Source organism: Sphingobium yanoikuyae, from assembly GCF_034424525.1.
Lineage (GTDB): Bacteria > Pseudomonadota > Alphaproteobacteria > Sphingomonadales > Sphingomonadaceae > Sphingobium > Sphingobium yanoikuyae.
Map to the genome: position 1 here is coordinate 3,508,019 of NZ_CP139979.1, position 22,498 is coordinate 3,530,516.

Genomic DNA, 22,498 nt, shown 5'->3' on the forward strand with positions numbered 1-22,498 from the left:
TTTCGCGTGCAGCCATTCCTATAGAGATGACATGAGAAGATTATTCGGGTGGATGCCCGGCATCGCGAGCGCCATGGCCCAGGGTCCCTGGGGCGGCAAGGGTGACGGGCCTGAGGGCAATGACGGACCGGGCAAGAACGGGTCCGGCGGGGGCAGTGATGGCCCGCGCAATCCCTGGACCCAGCCCGGCAAGCCGGCCGGCGGCAAATCCCCTTCCGCGATCGAGGAATTGCTTCGCAAGAGCCGCGAAAGCTTTGGCCAGGGCGGCGGCTTCGGTGGCCTGCCGCCGCGCGCGAACGGCCGGGCGCTGTGGCCGATCGCCGTCGGCATTGTCGTCGTCCTGTGGCTGGTGCTGACCAGTTTCCACCGGGTCGGCCCGCAGGAACGCGGCGTCGTCACCCTGCTCGGCAAATATAGCCGCACCCTTTCGCCCGGCATCAGCCTGACCCTGCCCGCCCCGTTCGAGGCGGTGCGCACGGTCGATGTCGAGGAAATCCGCACGATCGATATCGGATCGGCCAGCGCGGAGAGCGAAAATCTGGTGCTGACCGGCGACCAGAATATCGTCGACCTGGCCTATTCGGTGCGCTGGAACATCCGCAATCCGGAACTCTATCTGTTCCAGCTGGCCGACCCGGATGCATCGATCCGCGAAGTCGCGGAAAGCGCGATGCGCTCGGTGGTCGCCAGCGTCAGCCTGGACGATGCGCTGGGCGCGGGCCGCACCGAGATCGAGCAGCAGGTCGAACAGCGGATGCAGGAGATTCTCGACGGCTACAAGTCGGGCATTCGCGTGCAGGGCGTGGCGATCAAGCAGGCCGATCCGCCGGCCGCCGTCAACGACGCCTTCAAGGAAGTGTCGGCCGCGCAGCAGACCGCCCAGACCTATCTGAACGAGGCGCGCGCCGCCGCACAGCAGGTCACAGCCAAGGCGCAGGGCGAAGCCGCAGCCTTCGACAAGGTCTATGAACAATATCGGCTGGCACCCGACGTGACCCGCCGGCGCATGTATTACGAAACCATGGAGGGCGTCCTGTCCACCGTCGACAAGACGATCGTCGAAAGCGGCAACGTCACCCCCTTCCTGCCCCTTCCCGAACTCAAGCGCCGCGCCCAGGGGACACCCCAGTCGGCTGCCAATGCGACGGAGGAAGGCCAGTGAGCTTGCGCAATCCCATCGCCCTCGCCATCGGCGCGATCATCCTGCTGATCCTGGTCGGCAGCACCGTCACCATCGTGCCGGAAACCCGGCAGGGCGTGATCGTCCGCTTCGGCGAGCCCAAGCAGATCATCAACCGCTATCGCCCGAACGAGGATTTCGGCAAGACCGGCGCCGGCGTCATCCTGCGCGTGCCCTTCTTCGACCAGATCGTCTGGATCGACAAGCGCGTGCTCTCGGTCGAGATGGAGCGCCAGCAGGTGCTTTCGACCGATCAGTTGCGCCTGCAGGTCGATGCCTTTGCCCGCTATCGCATCGTCGATCCGCTGCGCATGTATATTTCGGCCGGCAGCGAGGAGAAGGTGTCGGACGCGCTGCGCCCGATCCTGGGCTCGGCGCTGCGCAACGAACTGGGCAAGCGGCCCTTCGCCGCGCTGCTCAGCCCCGAACGCGGCCAGGTGATGCAGAATATCGAGGCCGGGCTTGACCGGGTCGCCCGCCAATATGGCGCCGAGATCGTCGACGTGCGGATCAAGCGCGCCGACCTGCCCGATGGCACGCCGCTGGAAAGCGCCTTCACCCGCATGCGCACCGCGCGCCAGCAGGAAGCGCTGACGATCCGCGCCCAGGGCCTGAAGCAGGCACAGATCATTCGCGCCGAGGCTGACGCCAATGCCGCCCGCATCTATGCGGAAAGCTTTGGCAAGGACGCGAATTTCTATGACTTCTATCGCGCCATGCAGGCCTATCGTTATACCTTCGCCCCGGATCGGGCGGGCGGCACGACGATGGTATTGTCGAAGGACAATGAGTTCCTGAAGCAGTTCCAGGGCCGCTAACAGCAGGTTTCAGGATCATTACGGAACCAGTGTCATTCAATATCGGTTAAGGCAGGGCGGCGCATCGATAAGGCTCCCCGAGAGTCCCGCCCTTCCCGCTCCCGAATTTCTGAAGAGGACCGTCACGAGTGCGTTACGCTTATGCCATCACCGGCGCCCTGCTGCTCGGCGGCACCGCCATCGCCGTCACGACCAGCTCCAATGTCGGCGCGCAGACCGCCCAGAATGAAGGCCTGCAGGCCGCTGCCCCCGCCGGCGCACCCGCCAGCCTGGCCGACATGGTCGAAAAGCTGCAGCCGGCCGTGGTCAATATCTCGACCAAGCAGCGCGTCACCGTGCAGAATCCCTTCGCCGGCACGCCCTTTGGCGACCTGTTCGGCCAGGGTGGCGGCGGCAAGCCGCAGACCCGTCAGGCCCAGTCGCTGGGCTCGGGCTTCCTGATCTCGGCCGATGGCTATATCGTGACCAATAATCACGTCGTGTCGGCCGGTGCGGAAGGCGCCAGCGTCGACAGCATCACGGTCACCATGACCAACAAGGAAGAATATCCCGCCAAGCTGGTCGGCCGCGATCCCGCTACTGACCTCGCCGTGCTGAAGATCGACGCGAAGAAGCCCCTGCCCTTCGTCAAGTTCGGCGACAGCACCAAGGCGCGCGTGGGTGACTGGGTCGTCGCGATCGGCAACCCCTTCGCCCTGTCGGGCACCGTCACTGCCGGCATCATCTCCGCCGTGCATCGCGGCACCGGCGGCACCTATGACAAGTTCATCCAGACCGATGCGTCCATCAATCAGGGCAATAGCGGCGGCCCGATGTTCGACATGCGCGGCAATGTAATCGGCATCAACAGCCAGATCCTGTCGCCCTCGGGCGGCAATGTCGGCATCGGCTTCGCCATCCCCTCGGAACAGGCGGCGCCGATCGTCGACACGCTGCGCCAGGGCCAAAGCATCAAGCGCGGCTATCTGGGCGTGCAGATCAGCCCGCTGGGCGAGGATATGGCGGACTCGCTGGGCCTTGCCAAGAATCGCGGCGAGTTCGTGCAGGGCGTCGAGCCTGGCAAGGGCGCCGAAAAGGCCGGCATCAAGGCAGGCGATGTGATCGTCAGCGTCGCCGGTCAGGAAGTGACGCCGGACCAGAATCTGTCGTCGATCGTCGCCAACAGCAAGATCGGGTCGAGCGTGCCGATCGTGCTGCTGCGCAACGGCCAGCGCATGACCCTGAACGCGATCGTGGGTGAGCGCCCCAGCGAAGACGAACTCAATAACTTCGCCCAGCAGCAGGATGATGATTTCAGCCAGCAGGGCGACCAGGGCAGCGACACCCAGGCGGCCCAGAAGTCGCTGGGCATCTCCGCCATCCCGCTGACCCCCAGCATCACCCGCCAGTTGGGCGTTGCCGGCGACACCCGCGGCATCGTCATCACCGCCGTCGACGGGTCGACCGACGCCGGCGCCAAGGGCCTGCGTCGCGGCGACGTGATCCTGTCGGCCAACAACCGGCCGGTGCTGACCCAGGCGGATCTGGACGCACAGGTGAAGGCGGTGTCGGCCCAGGGTCGCAACGCCATCCTGCTGCAGGTGCTGCGTCGCGGCCAGGCGCCGTTGTTCCTGCCCATCCGCCTGCGCGACAAGTAAGTCAGCGAAAGCGACAATCGTTACGGGCCGCGCTTGCCGGATTGCCTGCCTCCCTTCTAAGAAGGAGCAGACAGTCCGGCGGGCGCGGCCCGACCCGTTTTTGAGGAGCATAAGCCCATGAGCGACGGCATCTTCCTTGGTCTGGGCGCGCCCGAAAAGGACGGCGGCATCCCCCAATATCTGAACCTGCGCCGGGCCAATCGCCACGGCCTGATCGCCGGCGCGACCGGCACCGGCAAGACGGTGACGTTGCAGGGCATCGCCGAAAGCTTCTCCGCGCTTGGCGTCCCGGTGTTCGTGGCCGATGTGAAGGGCGACCTGTCGGGCATTTCAATGGCCGGTTCGCCGACCGCCAAGAATGCCGACAAACTGGTGTCGCGCGCCAAGGAAATCGGCATCGCCGATTACAGCTATGCCGACAATCCCGCGATCTTCTGGGATCTTTACGGCGAACAGGGCCATGCGATCCGCACCACGGTCAGCGAGATGGGGCCGCTGCTGCTGGCCCGGCTGATGGGCCTTAACGACACGCAGGAAGGCGTGCTCAACATCGCCTTCAAATATGCTGACGAGGAAGGGCTGCTGCTGCTCGACCTGGGCGATCTGCAGGCGATGCTCGCCTATTGCGCGGAAAATGCCGATACGCTCTCGGCCCGCTTCGGCAATGTGACCAAGGCCAGCGTCGGCGCGATCCAGCGCCAGTTGCTCCAGCTCGAAACCCAGGGCGGCGACCATTTCTTCGGCGAGCCCGCGCTCGACATCCACGACTTCCTGAAGGTGGATGACAAGGGGCGCGGCTATGTGAACATCCTTGCCGCCGACAAGCTGATGCAGAGCCCAAAGCTCTACGCCACCTTCCTGCTCTGGCTGCTGAGCGAATTGTTCGAGACGTTGCCCGAAGTGGGCGACCCCGAAAAGCCGGTGCTGGTCTTCTTCTTCGACGAGGCCCATCTGCTGTTCGACGACGCGCCAGCGGCATTGCAGGACAAGATCGAGCAGGTCGTGCGCCTGATCCGCTCCAAGGGCGTCGGCGTCTATTTTGTGACCCAGAACCCGATCGACATTCCCGAAGCCATTGCCGGCCAGCTCGGCAACCGGGTCCAGCATGCGCTGCGCGCCTTCACCCCGCGCGACCAGAAGGCGATCAAGGCCGCGGCCGACACCTTCCGCATCAACCCCGATCTCGACATCGAAACCGCGATCACCGAAGTCAAGACCGGTGAAGCTTTGGTATCGCTGTTGCAGGAAGATGGTGCGCCGGGCGTGGTCCAGCGCACGCTGATCGCCCCGCCCCGGTCACGTCTGGGTCCGGTCGATGCCAAGGAGCGGGCGATCATCCAGTCGATCTCGCCCTGCGAGGGCAAATATGACACCGCCGTCGACCGCGAGTCCGCCGAGGAAATCCTGGCTGCGCGCGGCCAGGCCGCCGCTGCCGCCGCGCAGGCGGCCAAGGCCAAGGCCGAAGCCGACAAGGCCGCCGCCGCCCAGGCCAAGGTCGAGGCCAAGCAGCGCGAACAGGAGTTGAAGGAGCAGGCCCGTCGCGACGCCGCCGCCGCACACGAGGCGGCCAAGCCCAGCGGCTTCGACAAGGCGGTGCAGTCGGCGACCCGCTCCGCCGCCTCCTCTGTCGGCCGCCAGGTCGCCAATGAACTGGGCCGCGCCGTATTCGGCGGATCGAGCCGCAGATCCTCGGGCGGCGGCATCGCCGGCCAGCTGGTGCGCGGCATATTGGGCAGCCTGTTCAAATAAGGATAGGAAGGGGCCGGTCGATTATGTCCGGCCCGTTGCTATCCGCCACGGGATAAGGCTAGAGCGCGGCCATGTCTTCCTCTGCAGCCGCGCCCCACCCGCTCCATTTCGGCAATTTCCGCGCCTATCTGGTCGGCCGTTTCTGCGCCACGCTGGCGCAGTACAGCATGATGATCCTGCTCGCCTGGCAGGCCTATAATGTCGCGCGGGAGACGATGAGCACGGGCGAGGCATCGGCGCAGCTTGGCCTCATCGGCCTGGCGCAGTTTCTGCCGCTCTTCTTCCTGACGCCGGTGACCGGCTGGGTGGCCGATCATTTCGACCGGCGGATCATCACCCGGCTGACGCTGGCGCTGCTGATGCTCGCCGCAGCCGTGCTGGCCTTTGCCACCTATGAAGGCTGGGTCAGCCTGCCGCTGATCTTCGGTATCGCAGTCATCGTCGGCATCGCCCGCGCGTTCAACGGGCCGGCCTATGGGGCATTGGCACCCAATCTGGTGCCGCCCGCCGTGCTGCCGACCGCCATCGCCCTGTCATCGGTCGCCTGGCAGACCGGCGACATCCTCGGCAAGGCGGTGGGCGGCTATGCCTATGCGATCGAACCCTGGGCCGCCTATGCGCTGTCAGCGGCCTTGTTCGGCGTCGGCCTGATATCAATGATGATGATCGGCCCGGTGCCCCAGCCGCCACGCCAGCAGGGCCGCCATCCCATCCGCCAGATGATCGACGGCTTCACCTACCTCAAGAGCAACCGGCTGGTGCTGGCGACGATCACGCTGGACCTGTTCGCGGTGCTGCTCGCCGGCGCCACCGCGCTGCTGCCCGTCTATGCCCGCGACATCCTGCATGTCGGGTCGACCGGCTATGGTCATCTGGCGATCGCGCCGGGGATCGGCGCGGCGCTGACCGCGCTCTGGTTCTCGTTCCGCCCGATGAAGACGCAGGTCGGCCTCAAGATGCTGGCGGCGGTCATCCTGTTCGGCCTGGCCACCATTGCCTTCGGTTGCACCGCCTTCCTGCCGCGCGACATCGCGGTGGAGGCTGGCATCGCCGCGCTGATCGTCCTGGGCGGCGCCGACATGGTGTCGGTGTTCGTGCGCCAGTCGCTGGTGCAGTTGCACACGCCCGACGCCATGCGCGGCCGCGTCTCCAGCCTGTCGCAACTGACCATTTCCGCTTCCAATGAATTGGGAGAAGCGGAATCGGGCTTCCTTGCGGCGCTCGTTGGGCCTATCGCTGCGGTCATCGGGGGTGGCGTGGGCGCCATTCTCGTCACGATATTCTGGGCGCGGCTCTTTCCCGAACTGCGCCTTGCACGCACTTTCGACCCACCCGACTTAAGGGAGGCGGACATCAGCCAGGAGACGGCCCAATGAAAGCTGCCACTATTCTCGATACCATCGGCAATACTCCCCATGTCCGGGTCAACCGGCTGTTCGGGGACGCCCCTGAAGGCACCGAAGTGTGGATCAAGTCGGAACGGTCGAACCCCGGCGGATCGATCAAGGACCGCATCGCGCTGGCCATGATCGAGGCGGCCGAGGCATCGGGCGATCTGAAGCCGGGCGGCACGATCATCGAGCCGACGTCTGGCAATACCGGCGTGGGCCTGGCCATGGTCGCCGCGGTCAAGGGTTACAAGCTGATCCTGGTCATGCCCGAAAGCATGTCGATCGAACGCCGCCGGCTGATGCTGGCCTATGGCGCCAGTTTCGACCTGACCCCGCGCGAAAAGGGCATGAAGGGCGCGATCGAACGGGCGCTGGAACTGGTGTCGCAGACGCCCGACAGCTGGATGCCGCAGCAGTTCGAGAATCCTGCCAATATCGACGTGCATGTCCGCACCACCGCGCAGGAAATCATCGCCGATTTCGCCGATGCGCCGATCGACGTGCTGATCAGCGGCGTGGGTACGGGCGGCCATATCACCGGCACTGCCGAGGTGCTGAAGAAGCAGTGGCCGAACCTCAAAGTCTATGCGGTCGAGCCGACCCTGTCGCCGGTCATCAGCGGCGGCCAGCCCGGCCCGCACCCGATCCAGGGCATTGGCGCGGGCTTCATCCCGGCGAACCTGCACACCCAGATTCTCGATGGCGTGATCCAGGTCGATCCGGCCGATGCGAAGGACTATGCCCGTCGCGCCGCCAGCCAGGAAGGCATGCTGGTCGGCATCTCGTCGGGCGCCACGCTCGCCGCAATCGCGCAGAAGCTGAAGGAACTGCCCGCAGGCAGCCGCGTTCTGGGCTTCAATTATGACACCGGCGAACGCTATCTTTCGGTGCCCGACTTCCTGCCCGAATAAACGGCACAAAGCCTAGGGCATGATCGACGGCACTTTCCCTGACCGGCCACATCGCGCGATGTGGCTGATATGGCTGTTGCTGTTCGTCGGTCTGCCCATGGCGGTCGCCGGCTGGGAAAGCCGGCCGCGCGCAGGCGACGAGGCGGCGCAGGGCCGCCGGCTGACGGCTGTTGCAGCCGCCCGCCAGCGCCGGCCCGCAACCCCGCCGCCCGCCGTCGAACCCGTCGCGATTTTCGCGCTCGGCCCCGAACAGGCCCGCGACCTCAACGCCCAGATTCCCTTTTCCCGCGATCCCAATCCGTCGGCCCGGCCGTTCCTGTTCCGCGGATCGGAAACCGACCTGGCCCGTGCCACCGACTGCCTGGCGGCGGCCCAGCTTTACGAAGCGGGCGACGATGCGGTCGGCGAGCAGGCGGTGGCACAGGTCGTGCTCAACCGCGTGCGCCACCCGGCCTTCCCCAAGACGGTCTGCGGCGTAGTCTTCCAGGGGCAGGAACGGACCACCGGCTGCCAGTTCACCTTCACCTGCGACGGCGCACTGGCCCGCACGCCATCCACCAGCGCCTGGGCGCGGGCGCGGGAGATTGCGCGCGGCGCGCTGGCCGGCAAGGTGTTCAAGGCGGTCGGCTATGCCACCCATTATCATACCGACTGGGTCGTGCCCTATTGGAGCGGCAGCCTGGACAAGATCACAGCGGTCGGCACGCATCTGTTCTTCCGCTGGCGCGGCTGGTGGGGCACGCCGCCCGCCTTCCGCCTGGGCGAAGCCGGTGGCGAACCGCTGATCGCCCGCATCGCTCGCCTGTCCGCCGCGCATCAGGGCCTGCCGGGCAGCGGCCTGCCGGGCATGCCGCCGGTGCTGGCGACCGAAGCCGCCGCCGCGCTGGCCGCCAGGCCGGAACGCGCGATCGGATCGGACTCGCTGGGCAAGACGATCGGCGGCGTCCGGCTGATCGCGATCGCACCGGGCGGGCGCAGCTTCCTGGTCGAACTCAATCGCAGCAGCCCGCCGGAAAGCTGGCCCGCGCTGGCCGAGACCTTCTGTGCCGGCCGGCCCGAATGCCGGATCATGGGCTGGCGCGGCGGCGCCGTCCCGACCGGCCTGCCGCTCAACGACGCCCAGCTTGAGGCGATGAGCTTCGCCTATATCCATTATGTCGGCAACGGATTGCAGCGCGCTCTGTGGAACTGCAGCCAGTTCCCCCGCCCGACCAAGGCCGAATGCATGCGCCAGCGCGTGCCGACTGTCACGCCAGCCTCTCCGCCCGCTGCCGTCATCGTGCCTTCGCTGGACGGGGTGCGGCGCAAGGAGCGGTTCGAGACGGTCAGGATTGCCCCGCCCCCACCCGCCGCGCCACCGATCGTGACACCGAAGGTGACACCTGTAACGCCATCCGGCTCCTGATGCGGACGGCGCTGGCGGATTTCACGCGCGATTGCGTTATGGTATAAAATCACGACATTCTTCGGGGGCAAGATGGTTACGCGGCGGGGCTTTATCGGACGGGCGGGCGGCGCCCTGGGTGTCACTTTCGGTGTCGGCCTGGGGCTGGACGGCGCGGTTGCGGCCACGACCGGGCCGCCGGATGGCTGGCCCGACGAGGCCCCTTTCAGCTTCAGCGGCGACATGACGGATTTCGAGGCTGCGCAGCGCGCACTGCTCCCCCTCTATGATGTGGAGCGGGATTTCGCGACCTTCGACGCGGCCTATTATGGCGCGATGACCCGGCCGGTGGCGGCCAGCTATCGCGCCTATTCGCAATGGGTGAACCGCAACAATTCGCTGTTCCTGCGCAATGCCGCACCCGGCCATCCGCGCGACGCCGAACTGGATCGGTCGCGTGCAGCCGTGGCCAAGCTGCTCGGCGCGCAGACCGAGGAGATCGCGCTGTCGGGCGGCGGCACCGAGGCGCTCTATGCGCTGATCGCCAACTACGCGCTGCTCAAGGCCGGCGACGCGGTGATCTATGCCGATGTCGACTATGACGAGATGCAATATGCCTGCGACTATCTGGAGCAGAGCCGGGGCGCCCGCATCGTCCGCTTCAGCTTGCCCGAGCCGCATACGGAAGCGAATATCCTGGCGGCCTATGACAGGATATTGAAGGAAACGCCGCGCGCGAAGCTGCTGCTGCTCACCCATTTGTCCAACCGCAACGGGCTGGTGCCGCCGGTCAAGGCGATCGTCGCCATGGCCAAGGCGCGGGGCGTCGACGTGATCCTGGACAGCGCCCAGGCCGTCGGCCACCTGCCCTTCACTGTCGAGGACACCGGCGCCGATTTCATCGGCTTCTCACTGCACAAATGGCTCGCAGCACCGCTCGGCACCGGCGGCATCTATATCCGCAAGGATCGGCTGCAGGACATTTCCCCCTGGCTCGGCAACCGCATCCATGGGCCGGAAGATATTCGCGCGCGCATCCCGACCGGCACGGTCGACTTCGCCGCCCGCCTGACCATCCCGGGCGCGATCGCGGTGCAGGATGCGATCGGACTGGAGGCGAAATATCGCCATCTCGTCGGGCTGCGCGACTATTGGGTCGAGCGGGTTCGCGACATCGCCGGGCTGGAGATATTGGTGCCGCAGGAGGCCGGCCGCTTCGGCGCCGTCACCGGTTTCCGCCTGCCCGGCATGAAGGGGCCGGATGGCGCCAAACAGGCCGCCAAGCTGTTCCTCGACAAATATCGCCTGCTGGTGGTGGCCAAGGCCGGGCTCGCATCCGGACCGGTGCTGCGCGTGACGCCTGCCCTGTTCAACAGCAGCGCCGAACTGGACCGGCTGGTCGCGGCGATCAGGGCGGAGCGGCATCTCTTCACCTGACCCCCTTCACAAAGCCGCCCCCTTTTCCTATATGGGCGGTTCGAAATCGGTCCGTTCCCCTCCTCCCCGGATGGGATGGTCCGTCCCCCTCATCGCTCGGGGTCCGGTTCGCATGGCGCACGAAACCGGCGGAATTGGGCGAGTTTGGCGGGCAACAAGACGCTGACAGTGCGGATCGGACAGTCCCGGCCCGCACTTTTTTGCGTGGAATATGGGGTGCGAATCACCCCGGATTCCAGAGCATCCGGACTGAATTTCCGCTGCAATGCGGAAAAACACGACGAACAGACGACAGGCAGGAACCGCATGGCGACCAAGGCTCTCCCAACGATCAACACCGGCGCTAAGAAGCGCATCCGCAAGGTGTTCGGCGACATCCACGAAGTGGTGCAGATGCCGAACCTGATCGAAGTTCAAAGGGAGAGCTACGAACAGTTCCTGCGCTCCAACCCGGCGATCGGCTATGTGTCGGGCCTGGAAAAGACCCTGCGCAGCGTCTTCCCGATCCGCGACTTCGCCGGCACCGCCGAAATGGACTTCGTCCATTATGAGCTGGAAGACCCGAAGTTCGACGTCGAGGAATGCCGCCAGCGTGGCATCACCTATGCCGCGCCGATGCGCGTCACCCTGCGCCTGATCGTGTTCGAAGTGGATGCCGACACCGAAACCCGTTCGGTCCTCGATATCAAGGAGCAGGACGTGTACATGGGCGACATGCCGCTCATGACGCAGAACGGCACCTTCATCGTCAACGGCACCGAGCGCGTCATCGTGTCGCAGATGCACCGTTCGCCGGGCGTCCTGTTCGACCATGACCGTGGCAAGACCCACTCGTCGGGCAAATATCTGTTCGCTGCCCGCGTCATTCCGTACCGTGGTTCGTGGCTCGACTTCGAGTTCGACGCCAAGGACATCGTCAACGTGCGTATCGACCGCAAGCGCAAGCTGCCGGTCACCGCGCTGCTGTACGCGCTCGGCCTCACCGCCGAGGAAATCCTGGGCCAGTTCTACAACAAGGTCACCTTCGTCCGTGGCGAAGGCGGCTGGCAGATCCCCTACACCGCCGAAGCCTGGCGCGGCCTGAAGCCCGCGTTCGACATCGTCGACGCCAAGTCGGGCGAAGTCGTGTTCGCCGCCGGCCACAAGATCAGCCCGCGCGCTGCCAACAAGGCGGAAAAGGATGGCCTGGCCACCCTGCTGATCCCGACTGAGGAAGTTTATGGCCGCTACAGCGCCTATGACCTGATCAACGAGAAGACCGGCGAGATCTACATCGAGGCCGGCGACGAAGTGTCGCCTGAAAACCTCGAAAAGCTGGACAAGGCGGGCATCGACCGCCTGGAGCTGCTGGACATCGACCATGTCACCACCGGTCCCTGGATCCGCAACACGCTCAAGGCCGACAAGGCCGAAGAACGCGACCAGGCCCTGAGCGACATCTATCGCGTCATGCGCCCCGGCGAGCCGCCGACGAAGGAAACCGCCGAAGCACTGTTTGCCGGCCTGTTCTTCGATCCGGAACGCTATGACCTGTCCGCGGTCGGCCGCGTGAAGATGAACATGCGCCTCGACCTCGATGCCGAGGACACCGTCACCACCCTGCGCGTCGAGGACATCCTGGCGGTCGTCAAGGAACTGGTGAACCTGAAGGACGGCAAGGGCGAGATCGACGATATCGACAATCTCGGTAACCGTCGCGTCCGCTCGGTCGGTGAGCTGCTGGAAAACCAGTATCGCGTCGGCCTGCTGCGCATGGAACGTGCGGTCAAGGAACGCATGAGCTCGGTCGACGTGTCGACCGTGATGCCGAACGACCTGATCAACGCGAAGCCCGCCGTGGCCGCGGTGCGTGAATTCTTCGGCAGCTCGCAGCTGTCGCAGTTCATGGACCAGACCAACCCGCTGTCGGAAGTCACCCACAAGCGCCGCGTTTCGGCCCTTGGGCCGGGTGGTCTGACGCGTGAGCGCGCCGGCTTCGAAGTCCGCGACGTTCACCCGACCCATTATGGCCGCATCTGCCCGATTGAAACGCCCGAAGGCCCGAACATCGGTCTGATCAACTCGCTGGCCACCTTCAGCCGCGTCAACAAATATGGCTTCATCGAAACGCCGTACCGCAAGGTGATCGACGGCAAGGTGACCAACGACGTCGTCTATCTGTCGGCGATGGAAGAAGCCAAGCACACGATCGCGCAGGCCAACGCCGAAACCAATGCCGACGGCACGCTGGCGGAAGACCTGATCTCCGCCCGTGAAGCCGGCGAATTCCTGATGGCGCCGCGCGACAACATCACCCTGATGGACGTCAGCCCCAAGCAGCTGGTGTCGGTCGCGGCCTCGCTCATTCCGTTCCTGGAAAATGACGACGCCAACCGCGCGCTCATGGGATCGAACATGCAGCGTCAGGCGGTGCCGCTCGTCCGTGCCGAGGCGCCGTTCGTCGGCACCGGCATGGAAGGCACCGTGGCCCGTGACTCGGGCGCGGCGATCGCCGCCAAGCGCGCCGGCATCATCGACCAGGTCGACGCGACCCGTATCGTGATCCGCGCCACCGGCGATGTCGAACCCGGCCAGTCCGGCGTCGACATCTACACGCTGCAGAAGTTCCAGCGCTCCAACCAGGACACCTGCATCAACCAGCGTCCGCTGGTGAAGGTGGGCGAACTGGTGCAGGCCGGCGACGTCATCGCCGACGGCCCGTCGACCGAGTTCGGCGAGCTGGCGCTGGGCCGCAACGTGCTCGTCGCGTTCATGCCCTGGAACGGCTACAACTACGAAGACTCCATCCTGATCTCCGAGCGGATCGTGAAGGATGACGTCTTCACCTCGATCCATATCGAGGAGTTCGAGGTCATGGCCCGCGACACCAAGCTGGGGCCGGAAGACATCACCCGCGACATTCCGAACGTCGGTGAAGAAGCGCTGCGCAACCTCGACGAGGCTGGCATCGTCTACATCGGCGCCGAAGTGGAGCCGGGCGACATCCTGGTCGGCAAGATCACCCCCAAGGGTGAATCGCCGATGACCCCGGAAGAAAAGCTGCTCCGCGCGATCTTCGGTGAAAAGGCGAGCGACGTGCGCGACACGTCTCTGCGTCTGCCGCCGGGCGTTGCCGGTACCGTCGTCGAAGTCCGCGTCTTCAACCGTCACGGCATCGACAAGGACGAACGCGCCATGGCGATCGAGCGGGAGGAAATCGACCGCCTCGCCAAGGACCGTGAAGACGAACGCGGCATCCTCAACCGTGCGACCTTCAACCGTCTGCAGGAAATGCTGATCGGCCAGACCGCCACCGCCGCCCCCAAGGGCGTCAAGAAGGGCGTTGTGATCGACGAGGCTCTGCTGGGCGAAGTCGAGCGTCACGAATGGTGGAAGTTCGCAGTCGAGGACGATGTCCGCCAGACCGGCATCGAAGCCGTCAAGGCGCAGTATGACGAAGCGGTGAAGCTGATCGTCGAGAAGTTCGAGGATCGCGTCGACAAGCTGCAGCGCGGCGACGAGCTGCCCCCGGGCGTGCTGAAGATGGTCAAGGTGTTCGTCGCGGTGAAGCGCAAGCTGCAGCCGGGCGACAAGATGGCCGGCCGTCACGGTAACAAGGGTATCATCAGCCGCATCCTGCCGGCCGAAGACATGCCCTTCCTGGAAGACGGCACCCCCGTCGACTTCGTGCTGAACCCGCTGGGCGTGCCGTCGCGCATGAACGTCGGTCAGATCTTCGAAACCCATCTGGGCTGGGCCGCACGCGGCCTGGGCGCCCAGATCGGCCAGGCTCTGGACGCATGGCGTGAAGCCAATCCGAACCCCGAGGCGGGCCAGCCCCCCGAGGCGGTGAAGGAACTGCTCAAGACGATCTATGGCGACAATTATGTCGCCGAAATCGAGGCGCGCAGCCCCGAGCAGATCGTCGAGCTGGCGCAGAATGTCCGTGCAGGCGTGCCGATGGCGACGCCGGTGTTCGACGGTGCCGTCGAATCCGACGTGTCGGCGATGCTGAAGCTGGCGGGCCTGGACGAATCCGGCCAGGTTTCGCTGTTCGACGGCCGTACCGGCGACGTGTTCGACCGCAAGGTGACCGTTGGCTACAAGTATGTCCTGAAGCTGCACCACCTTGTCGACGACAAGATCCACGCACGTTCCATCGGCCCCTACTCGCTCGTCACCCAGCAGCCGCTGGGCGGTAAGGCGCAGTTCGGTGGCCAGCGCTTCGGTGAAATGGAAGTGTGGGCGCTCCAGGCCTATGGCGCCGCCTACACGCTGCAGGAAATGCTGACGGTGAAGTCGGACGACGTGGTCGGCCGCACCAAGGTCTATGAGGCGATCGTCAAGGGCGACGACACGTTCGAGGCCGGCATTCCCGAAAGCTTCAACGTGCTGGTCAAGGAAATGCGTTCGCTGGGCCTCAACGTCGAACTCGCCGCGATGGACGAGATTGACGACGACGGCATGGCGGCTGCGGCGGAATAAGGGATGCGCGGGCGCTGCTCCGGCAGCGCCCCCTCCCCTGCTTCGCCCGAAAATTACACCCTCTAGAGGGACTTGAGATATGAACGAACTGACGAACTTCGCCAATCCGATCCAGAAGCCGGAAACCTTCGACCAGATCCAGATTGGCCTCGCCTCCCCGGAGCGCATCCGCAGCTGGTCCTTCGGCGAAATCAAGAAGCCGGAAACCATCAACTATCGCACGTTCAAGCCCGAGCGTGACGGCCTGTTCTGCGCCCGCATCTTTGGTCCGATCAAGGACTATGAGTGCCTGTGCGGCAAGTACAAGCGCATGAAATACAAGGGCATCGTCTGCGAAAAGTGCGGCGTGGAAGTGACCGTGTCGAAGGTCCGCCGCGAGCGCATGGGCCATATCGAACTGGCCGCGCCGGTTGCCCATATCTGGTTCCTGAAGTCGCTGCCCTCGCGCATCGGCCTGCTGCTCGACATGCAGCTCAAGCAGCTTGAGCGCGTCCTCTATTTCGAAAGCTATATCGTCACCGAGCCGGGCCTGACCCCGCTGGAGAAATATCAGCTGCTGACCGAGGACGAACTGCTCGACGCGCAGGACGAATATGGCGAGGACGCCTTCTCGGCCGGCATCGGCGCCGAAGCCGTCAAGCAGATGCTGATGGATCTCGACCTGGAAGGCGAGAAGCAGGCGCTGCTGGACGAACTGGCTGTCACCAAGTCGGAACTGAAGCCCAAGAAGATCATCAAGCGGCTGAAGGTCGTCGAGAGCTTCCTGGAATCGGGCAACCGTCCCGAATGGATGATTCTGGACGTCGTGCCGGTCATCCCGCCGGAACTGCGCCCGCTGGTGCCGCTGGACGGTGGCCGCTTCGCGACCTCGGATCTCAACGATCTGTATCGCCGCGTCATCAACCGCAACAACCGTCTGAAGCGCCTGATGGAGCTGCGGGCGCCGGACATCATCGTCCGCAACGAAAAGCGCATGCTGCAGGAAGCCGTCGACGCCCTGTTCGACAATGGCCGTCGCGGCCGCGTCATCACCGGCGCGAACAAGCGTCCGCTCAAGTCGCTGTCCGACATGCTCAAGGGCAAGCAGGGCCGCTTCCGTCAGAACCTGCTCGGCAAGCGCGTCGACTATTCGGGTCGTTCGGTCATCGTGACCGGTCCGGAACTCAAGCTGCACCAGTGCGGCCTGCCCAAGAAGATGGCGCTCGAACTGTTCAAGCCCTTCATCTACGCCCGTCTGGACGCCAAGGGTCTGTCCATGACCCTGAAGCAGGCCAAGAAGTGGGTCGAGAAGGAGCGCAAGGAAGTCTGGGACATCCTCGACGAAGTCATTCGCGAGCACCCGGTCATGCTGAACCGCGCGCCGACGCTTCACCGTCTGGGCATCCAGGCGTTCGAACCCGTGCTGATCGAAGGCAAGGCAATCCAGCTGCATCCGCTCGTCTGCTCGGCCTTCAACGCCGACTTCGACGGTGACCAGATGGCCGTCCACGTGCCGCTCTCGCTGGAAGCCCAGCTGGAAGCGCGCGTGCTGATGATGTCGACCAACAACATCCTGTCGCCTGCCAACGGCAAGCCGATCATCGTTCCCTCGCAGGACATGGTCCTGGGTATCTATTACCTGTCGATGGAACGCGAAGGCGAGCCGGGCGAAGGCATGCTGCTGTCCGACATGCAGGAGGTCCATCAGGCCCTCTATGCCAAGGCGGTCACCCTGCACTCGAAGATCATCAGCCGCGTGCCGCAGACCGACGAAAATGGTCAGCAGTATATGAAGCGCTTCGAGACCACGCCGGGTCGTATGCTGCTGGGCGAATGCCTGCCCAAGTCGCACAAGGTGCCCTTCGACGTCGTCAACCGCCTTCTCACCAAGAAGGAAATCGGTGACGTCATCGACCAGGTCTATCGTCACACCGGCCAGAAGGACACGGTGCTGTTCGCCGACGCCATCATGTCGCTGGGCTTCCGCCACGCGTTCCAGGCCGGCATCAGCTTCGGCAAGGACGACATGGTCATCCCCGACAGCAAGGTGACGATGGTCGACGAGACCAAGGCGCTGGTGGCTGACTATGAGCAGCAGTATCAGGACGGTCTGATCACGCAGCAAGAAAAGTACAACAAGGTGATCGACGCCTGGAGCCGTTGCGGCGACCAGGTCGCGAACGCCATGATGGACGAGATCCGTGCCCAGCCCAAGGATCCCAAGACCGGCCGTCTGGCGCCGATCAATTCGATCTACATGATGGCGCACTCGGGTGCCCGTGGTTCGCAGGCCCAGATGAAGCAGCTGGCCGGCATGCGCGGCCTGATGGCCAAGCCGTCGGGCGAGATCATCGAAACGCCGATCATCTCGAACTTCAAGGAAGGTCTGACCGTTCTCGAGTACTTCAACTCGACCCACGGTGCCCGTAAGGGTCTGGCCGACACCGCGCTCAAGACGGCGAACTCGGGTTACCTGACCCGCCGTCTGGTCGACGTGTCGCAGGACTGCACCATCGTCGAGGATGATTGCGGCACCGAAAAGGCGCTGGAGATGAAGGCCATCGTTCAGGGTGGTTCGGTCATCGCCTCGCTGGGCGAGCGCATTCTGGGCCGTACCACGGCGCAGGATATCGTCGACAGCAAGGATGGCACCGTCATCATCCCGATCGGCACCCTGCTGGACGAAGCCATGATCACCCAGATCGAGGCGATCGGCACGCAGGCCGTGAAGATCCGCAGCCCGCTGATCTGCGAAAGCCGGATGGGCGTTTGCGGCAAGTGCTACGGCCGTGACCTCGCCCGTGGTACGCCGGTGAACATCGGCGAAGCCGTCGGCGTCATCGCGGCGCAGTCGATCGGTGAACCGGGCACGCAGCTGACCATGCGTACCTTCCACATCGGCGGCGCGGCGAACTTCAACGAAACGTCGAACCTAGAAGCCCTGTCGGACGGCACGATCGAGCTGCGCGACATGCCGACCATCACCGACAAGAATGGTCGCCGGCTGTCGCTCGCCCGTAACGGCGAAGTCGCGATCATCGACAGCGAAGGTCGCGAACGCGAAACGCACCGCCTGCCTTATGGCGCCACCATCCTGTTCGCAGATGGCGATGCCGTGAAGAAGGGCGATCGCTTCGCCGAGTGGGATCCCTTCACCATGCCGGTGATCACGGAAAAGCCGGGTATCGTTAAGTATGTCGACCTGATCGACAACAAGACGCTGACCGAACAGACCGACGAAGCCACCGGCATCGCCCAGCGCGTCGTCATCGAGCATCGTGGTGCCGCCCGGACGAAGGAAGATCTGCGTCCGCGCCTGACCCTGATGGACGACAATAGCGGTGAAGCCGCCCGCTACATGCTGGCGGTCGGTGCGACCCTGTCGGTCGACGATGGTGCCGAGGTTCAGGCCGGTGACGTGCTGGCGCGTGTCAGCCGCGAAGCGGCCAAGACTCGCGACATCACCGGCGGTCTGCCGCGCGTTGCCGAGCTGTTCGAAGCCCGCAAGCCCAAGGACAATGCGATCATTGCCAAGGTCTCGGGCCGCGTGCAGTTCCTCAAGGATTACAAGGCGAAGCGCAAGATCGCCATCAATCCCGAGGATGGCGGCGAGCCGGTCGAATATCTGATCCCCAAGAGCAAGGTGATCGACGTTCAGGAAGGCGACTACGTGAAGCGTGGCGACAACCTGATCGGTGGTTCGCCCGATCCGCACGACATTCTGGAAGTGCTCGGCATCGAGCCGCTGGCCGAATATCTGGTCGCCGAAATCCAGGAAGTCTATCGCTTGCAGGGCGTGAAGATCAACGACAAGCACATCGAGACGATCGTTCGTCAGATGCTGCAGAAGGTCGAGATCATCGAGTCTGGCGATACCACCCTGCTGGTGGGCGAGCAGGTCGACCGCGAGGAAATGGACGAGATCAACAGCAAGCTGCAGCCGGGCTTCGCCCCCGCTGCCGGCAAGCCGGTGCTGCTCGGCATCACCAAGGCCTCGCTGCAGACCCGTTCGTTCATCTCGGCGGCGTCCTTCCAGGAAACCACCCGCGTCCTCACGGAAGCGGCGGTCCAGGGCAAGAAGGACACGCTGGTTGGCCTGAAGGAAAACGTCATCGTCGGCCGCCTCATCCCGGCGGGCACCGGTGCCGGCATGAACCGCCTGCGCGTTGCCGCCTCGTCGCGTGACGCGGCGATGCGGGCCGCGCTGCGCGCTTCGGCCCAGGTCGACCTGATCGCGCCGAAGAGCGCTGCCGAGGAACATGCGGCCGAACTGGCCCAGGGTCCGGAAGCCGCGATCGGCGACGATCCGCTGGGTGCCGTGCAGGGTGATGATTTCACCACGCAGGACATGGACTGACTTTGAAAAGGCGGGAGCCGCTTCCTACATCGGGAGCGGCTCCCAGCCCGGTTTTGAGAGAGACCGACATATTGCCCGCCGGATCAGCGATGATCCGGCGGGCTTTTCTTTGTCCGGTGAAGGCAGCCGGTCAGCGATCGGGAGGATCGACAAAAAACTGCGGAAAGGCTGCACAAAGCGCTTGACCGACTCTGAATCCCCGCCTATCTGCGGCCTCCCAAGCGGGGCAAGCCCTGCTGATGATGCCCGATCCTCTAATGGTAAGAGAGCGGACTCTGACTCCGTCAATCAAGGTTCGAATCCTTGTCGGGCATCCAATTCTTCCCCATCAGATAAAAACTGACCAGCGATGATGTCGCGCGCCCTATGGACGTAGGCGGTCATCATCCCTATATACCGATCGGTATGGAAATCACGGCAACACAGAGTGGCAGGGGCCGCCCGCGGGAGTTCGATCCCGAGGAAGCCCTAGCGGCTGCGCTTCAGGTCTTCTGGCGGCGCGGCTATGAAGGCGCATCGCTGGCGGAACTGACCGAAGCGATGGGCATCACCAAGCCCAGCCTCTATGCCTGTTTCGGCAACAAGGAAGCCCTATTCCGCAAGGCGCTCGACCTCTATGAGCGCGACAAGCTCTGCTATGTGAAATCGTCGCTGGAGGCACCGACCGCCAAGGCCGTGGCCGAGCGCATGCTGCGCGGATCGCTGGCGATCCAGACCGGCAACAAAGATCCCCAGGGATGCATGGGCGTCATCAGTTCGGTCGGCGGCACCGCCCATTCCGAATGTATCCGTGATGAGGTATTGGCCCGCCGCGCCTCGTCCGACCGCGCCCTGCTCGACCGGTTTGAACGCGCCCAGGCAGAGGGCGACCTGCCCGCCGGAGTCGAGCCCCAGGCCCTCGCCTGTTACCTCTCTACCGTGATCCAGGGCATGGCCGTGCAGGCCGGTGCTGGTGTGCCGCGCGATCGGCTGGAACAGTTGATCGACACCACCCTCACCATGTGGCCGAGCAAATAGCGGATTTTATTTCGCTTTTGCGAGCCTCGGCCTCTTGAAATTGCCGCACTGCAAATAAAATACCTCCCGGTACAAAAAGACGGTTGACGGGACAGCCCCCGTTAATATATACCATGCGGTACACAATGATGCTGGGTGTATAGCCCAGGGAGGTCATCATGCAGCAATTCCACCATCGGCGCTGTCGACGATAGCGTCACCTAAAGGGGCGGTTTCCCGGTAACGGGTTCCTCCTGATTCACCATCTTTGCGCCCTCTTCGCGACGGTTTGTGCCGTTCGCGCCGCAAGGACGCATGCCCGCATCTTCGGGCGCTTATTCCGGGACGCGATCCGCGCTTTTCCGCGTGCGGCCGTGTGCCCGCTTCAGACAGCAGGAAGGAACAGGCCATGGCTTTCCTTGATTTCGCCCAGGCACTTGCCGGTCCGCAGATGGCGGTCGGCGCCGCCCGCCCCGCCCCCGCCGTGCCCGCCATCCGTGTCGAGGCCCAGGCGACCGACTTTTCTGCCCAGGAATGGCAGATTGTCGACCTTGCCCGCACCGACGGCTTGCGCTCGCTGCGCGGTCCCGGCCGCTTCGCTCGCCTGCGCAAGTGGATCTGGGGCGAGGAACATAGCCCAACCCTGGCCAGCGAACGGCTGGAAGCGCTCCGCCGCCTGGCCGTCGAGGCCTGGCACAAGGGCTATGCCGTGTCGCTTTCCGCCCTCGCCGCCTTCCGTGCGGCCGGCTTTTCCACCGCGCAGCTCGAATTGCTGCTCGCCACCATCAGCGCGGGCCGCACCGCCCGCGTCCCCCGGAGCTAATCCATGAACCAGTTCACCAAGATCACAGCCGACGGCACCGCGTCGGACATTCACGCGCCACCAGGAAGCCGATGGTCGCGCAAGCATGGCGGCATCGCCGCCGTCGCCCTCATCGCCCTGTTCGGCATCGGCTGGAAGCTGGTCGACCGCCCGTCGGCCCAGGCTGCGGCCGCCCCGCTGGCGGCGGTCGGCGTATCCGCGCCGCTCGCCCGCAGCGTGACCCAGTGGGATGATTATGTCGGCCGCTTCGCCCCCAGCCAGACGGTGGAAATCCGCCCGCGCGTGTCGGGCGCGGTGACCGCCATCCACTTCCGCGACGGCGATTTCGTCCGCCAGGGGCAGTTGCTCTTCACCATCGACCAGCGCCCGTTCCAGGCGGCTCTGGCCGAAGCGCGCGCCAGCGTCGCCTCCGCCCGCAGTGCGCTGCTGCTGGCCCAGAATGACTATGGCCGCGTCCAACGGTTGACCGGCGACGAAGCCGTGTCGGCCAGCGAAGTGGATTCGCTCCGCTCGCGTCTGCAAGCGGCGCAGGCCGCCCTAGCCGGCGCGCAGGCCCGCGAACGCAGCCGGGCGCTGGACGTCGAGTTCACCCAGGTGCGTGCGCCGATTTCCGGCCGCGTGTCGGATCGCCGCGTCGACATCGGCAATCTGGTGTCGGGCGGCGAAGGCAGCACCGCGTCGCTGCTGACCACGGTCAACAAGCTCGATCCCATCTATTTCAACTTCGATGCGTCCGAAGCGCTCTACCTCAAGTCGCAGCGCGACAAGGAGAATGGCGGCGCGGTGGAAGTGCGACTGCAGGATGAGGCGGACTATAACCACAAGGGCCGGCTCGACTTCACCGACAATGGGCTTGATCCCCGGTCGGGCACGATCCGCATCCGCGCCATATTCGACAATCCGGGCAATTTCCTGACCCCCGGCCTGTTCGGCAATATGCGCCTGGCCAATGGCGGCAAGGCCAATGCCCTGCTGGTCCCGGACGAGGCGATCCAGTCCGACCAGGCACGCAAGACCGTGCTGGTGGTGGACAAGGATGACAGCGTCGCGGTGAAGCCGGTCGAGCTTGGTCCGATCGTCGACGGGCTGCGCATCATCCGCAGCGGCCTCGATCCCAAGGACCGGGTGGTCGTGACCAATATCCAGGCGGCGATGCCCGGTGCCAAGGTTGCGGTGAAGCCGGCCCGGATCACCCCGACCCCGGCGCCCGTCACCCCGGTCGACAGCGCCGCCCCGGTCGCTGCCCAGGCCACCTTCGCCCGGTAAGCACTGACCCCACCCTTCACACGGGTGGGGCCAATCAAACGAAATCCCAAGCCCGTGATCCGGCCCGGCCGGATCGCGCGGTATCCCTTTCGCTCGTTCGCAAAGG

General features: G+C 64.9%; 13 protein-coding genes and 1 tRNA gene. All 14 read left to right on the plus strand.

The window, feature by feature from the left end:
• The first annotated feature begins 31 nt into the window (after positions 1-31).
• The 14 genes from hflK to U0025_RS16210 all read left to right on the plus strand — a co-directional run bounded on the left by hflK (position 32) and on the right by U0025_RS16210 (position 22,392).
• Positions 32-1,162 carry an FtsH protease activity modulator HflK gene (gene hflK, locus U0025_RS16145; protein WP_004208463.1) on the plus strand — a complete coding sequence of 377 codons (1,131 nt, stop codon included), beginning with the start codon at positions 32-34 and terminating at the stop codon, positions 1,160-1,162.
• Positions 1,159-1,998 (plus strand): protease modulator HflC, encoded by an 840-nt coding sequence (gene hflC / locus U0025_RS16150; protein ID WP_004208464.1) that lies wholly within the window; start codon positions 1,159-1,161, stop codon positions 1,996-1,998. Before hflK ends, hflC begins: the two co-directional genes overlap by 4 nt.
• Positions 1,999-2,126: 128 nt before the next feature.
• On the plus strand, positions 2,127-3,635 hold the full coding sequence (locus U0025_RS16155; RefSeq protein WP_004208465.1) for a Do family serine endopeptidase: 1,509 nt from the start codon (positions 2,127-2,129) through the stop codon (positions 3,633-3,635).
• Positions 3,636-3,752: 117 nt separating this feature from the next.
• A complete protein-coding gene (locus U0025_RS16160) occupies positions 3,753-5,384 on the plus strand; it encodes a helicase HerA-like domain-containing protein (RefSeq protein WP_004208466.1) in 1,632 nt (543 codons plus the stop codon).
• A gap of 71 nt (positions 5,385-5,455) precedes the next feature.
• Positions 5,456-6,760 carry an MFS transporter gene (locus U0025_RS16165; protein ID WP_004208467.1) on the plus strand — a complete coding sequence of 435 codons (1,305 nt, stop codon included), beginning with the start codon at positions 5,456-5,458 and terminating at the stop codon, positions 6,758-6,760.
• Positions 6,757-7,686, plus strand: coding sequence for a cysteine synthase A (gene cysK, locus U0025_RS16170; RefSeq protein WP_004208468.1), 930 nt, complete (start codon positions 6,757-6,759; stop codon positions 7,684-7,686). Before U0025_RS16165 ends, cysK begins: the two co-directional genes overlap by 4 nt.
• A gap of 19 nt (positions 7,687-7,705) precedes the next feature.
• Positions 7,706-9,091 carry a cell wall hydrolase gene (locus U0025_RS16175; protein WP_004208469.1) on the plus strand — a complete coding sequence of 462 codons (1,386 nt, stop codon included), beginning with the start codon at positions 7,706-7,708 and terminating at the stop codon, positions 9,089-9,091.
• Between the two features lie 72 nt (positions 9,092-9,163).
• Positions 9,164-10,507, plus strand: coding sequence for an aminotransferase class V-fold PLP-dependent enzyme (locus tag U0025_RS16180; RefSeq protein WP_004208470.1), 1,344 nt, complete (start codon positions 9,164-9,166; stop codon positions 10,505-10,507).
• A gap of 306 nt (positions 10,508-10,813) precedes the next feature.
• A complete protein-coding gene (rpoB, locus tag U0025_RS16185) occupies positions 10,814-14,971 on the plus strand; it encodes a DNA-directed RNA polymerase subunit beta (RefSeq protein ID WP_004208471.1) in 4,158 nt (1,385 codons plus the stop codon).
• Positions 14,972-15,050: 79 nt separating this feature from the next.
• Complete coding sequence (gene rpoC / locus U0025_RS16190) at positions 15,051-19,307, plus strand: DNA-directed RNA polymerase subunit beta' (protein ID WP_004208472.1); 4,257 nt, start codon at positions 15,051-15,053, stop codon at positions 19,305-19,307.
• A 243-nt stretch (positions 19,308-19,550) separates the two neighbouring features.
• Positions 19,551-19,624: transfer RNA gene (locus U0025_RS16195), tRNA-Gln, on the plus strand.
• Between the two features lie 49 nt (positions 19,625-19,673).
• Positions 19,674-20,324, plus strand: a complete 651-nt coding sequence (locus tag U0025_RS16200) for a TetR/AcrR family transcriptional regulator (protein ID WP_004208473.1) — start codon at positions 19,674-19,676, stop codon at positions 20,322-20,324.
• 388 nt (positions 20,325-20,712) lie between these two features.
• Positions 20,713-21,126 (plus strand): hypothetical protein, encoded by a 414-nt coding sequence (locus U0025_RS16205; protein ID WP_004208474.1) that lies wholly within the window; start codon positions 20,713-20,715, stop codon positions 21,124-21,126.
• Positions 21,127-21,129: 3 nt separating this feature from the next.
• Positions 21,130-22,392 carry an efflux RND transporter periplasmic adaptor subunit gene (locus U0025_RS16210; protein ID WP_004208475.1) on the plus strand — a complete coding sequence of 421 codons (1,263 nt, stop codon included), beginning with the start codon at positions 21,130-21,132 and terminating at the stop codon, positions 22,390-22,392.
• Positions 22,393-22,498: the final 106 nt, after the last annotated feature.

Excerpts from the sequence above, each read along its gene's own strand:
- U0025_RS16180 (WP_004208470.1), top strand. The coding sequence starts at position 9,164 with ATGGTTACGCGGCGGGGCTTTATCGGACGGGCGGGCGGCGCCCTGGGT.
- U0025_RS16165 (WP_004208467.1), top strand. The coding sequence starts at position 5,456 with ATGTCTTCCTCTGCAGCCGCGCCCCACCCGCTCCATTTCGGCAATTTC.
- U0025_RS16210 (WP_004208475.1), top strand. The coding sequence starts at position 21,130 with ATGAACCAGTTCACCAAGATCACAGCCGACGGCACCGCGTCGGACATT.
- U0025_RS16160 (WP_004208466.1), top strand. The coding sequence starts at position 3,753 with ATGAGCGACGGCATCTTCCTTGGTCTGGGCGCGCCCGAAAAGGACGGC.
- cysK (WP_004208468.1), top strand. The coding sequence starts at position 6,757 with ATGAAAGCTGCCACTATTCTCGATACCATCGGCAATACTCCCCATGTC.
- hflK (WP_004208463.1), top strand. The coding sequence starts at position 32 with ATGAGAAGATTATTCGGGTGGATGCCCGGCATCGCGAGCGCCATGGCC.
- rpoB (WP_004208471.1), top strand. The coding sequence starts at position 10,814 with ATGGCGACCAAGGCTCTCCCAACGATCAACACCGGCGCTAAGAAGCGC.
- U0025_RS16200 (WP_004208473.1), top strand. The coding sequence starts at position 19,674 with ATGGACGTAGGCGGTCATCATCCCTATATACCGATCGGTATGGAAATC.
- U0025_RS16205 (WP_004208474.1), top strand. The coding sequence starts at position 20,713 with ATGGCTTTCCTTGATTTCGCCCAGGCACTTGCCGGTCCGCAGATGGCG.
- rpoC (WP_004208472.1), top strand. The coding sequence starts at position 15,051 with ATGAACGAACTGACGAACTTCGCCAATCCGATCCAGAAGCCGGAAACC.
- U0025_RS16175 (WP_004208469.1), top strand. The coding sequence starts at position 7,706 with ATGATCGACGGCACTTTCCCTGACCGGCCACATCGCGCGATGTGGCTG.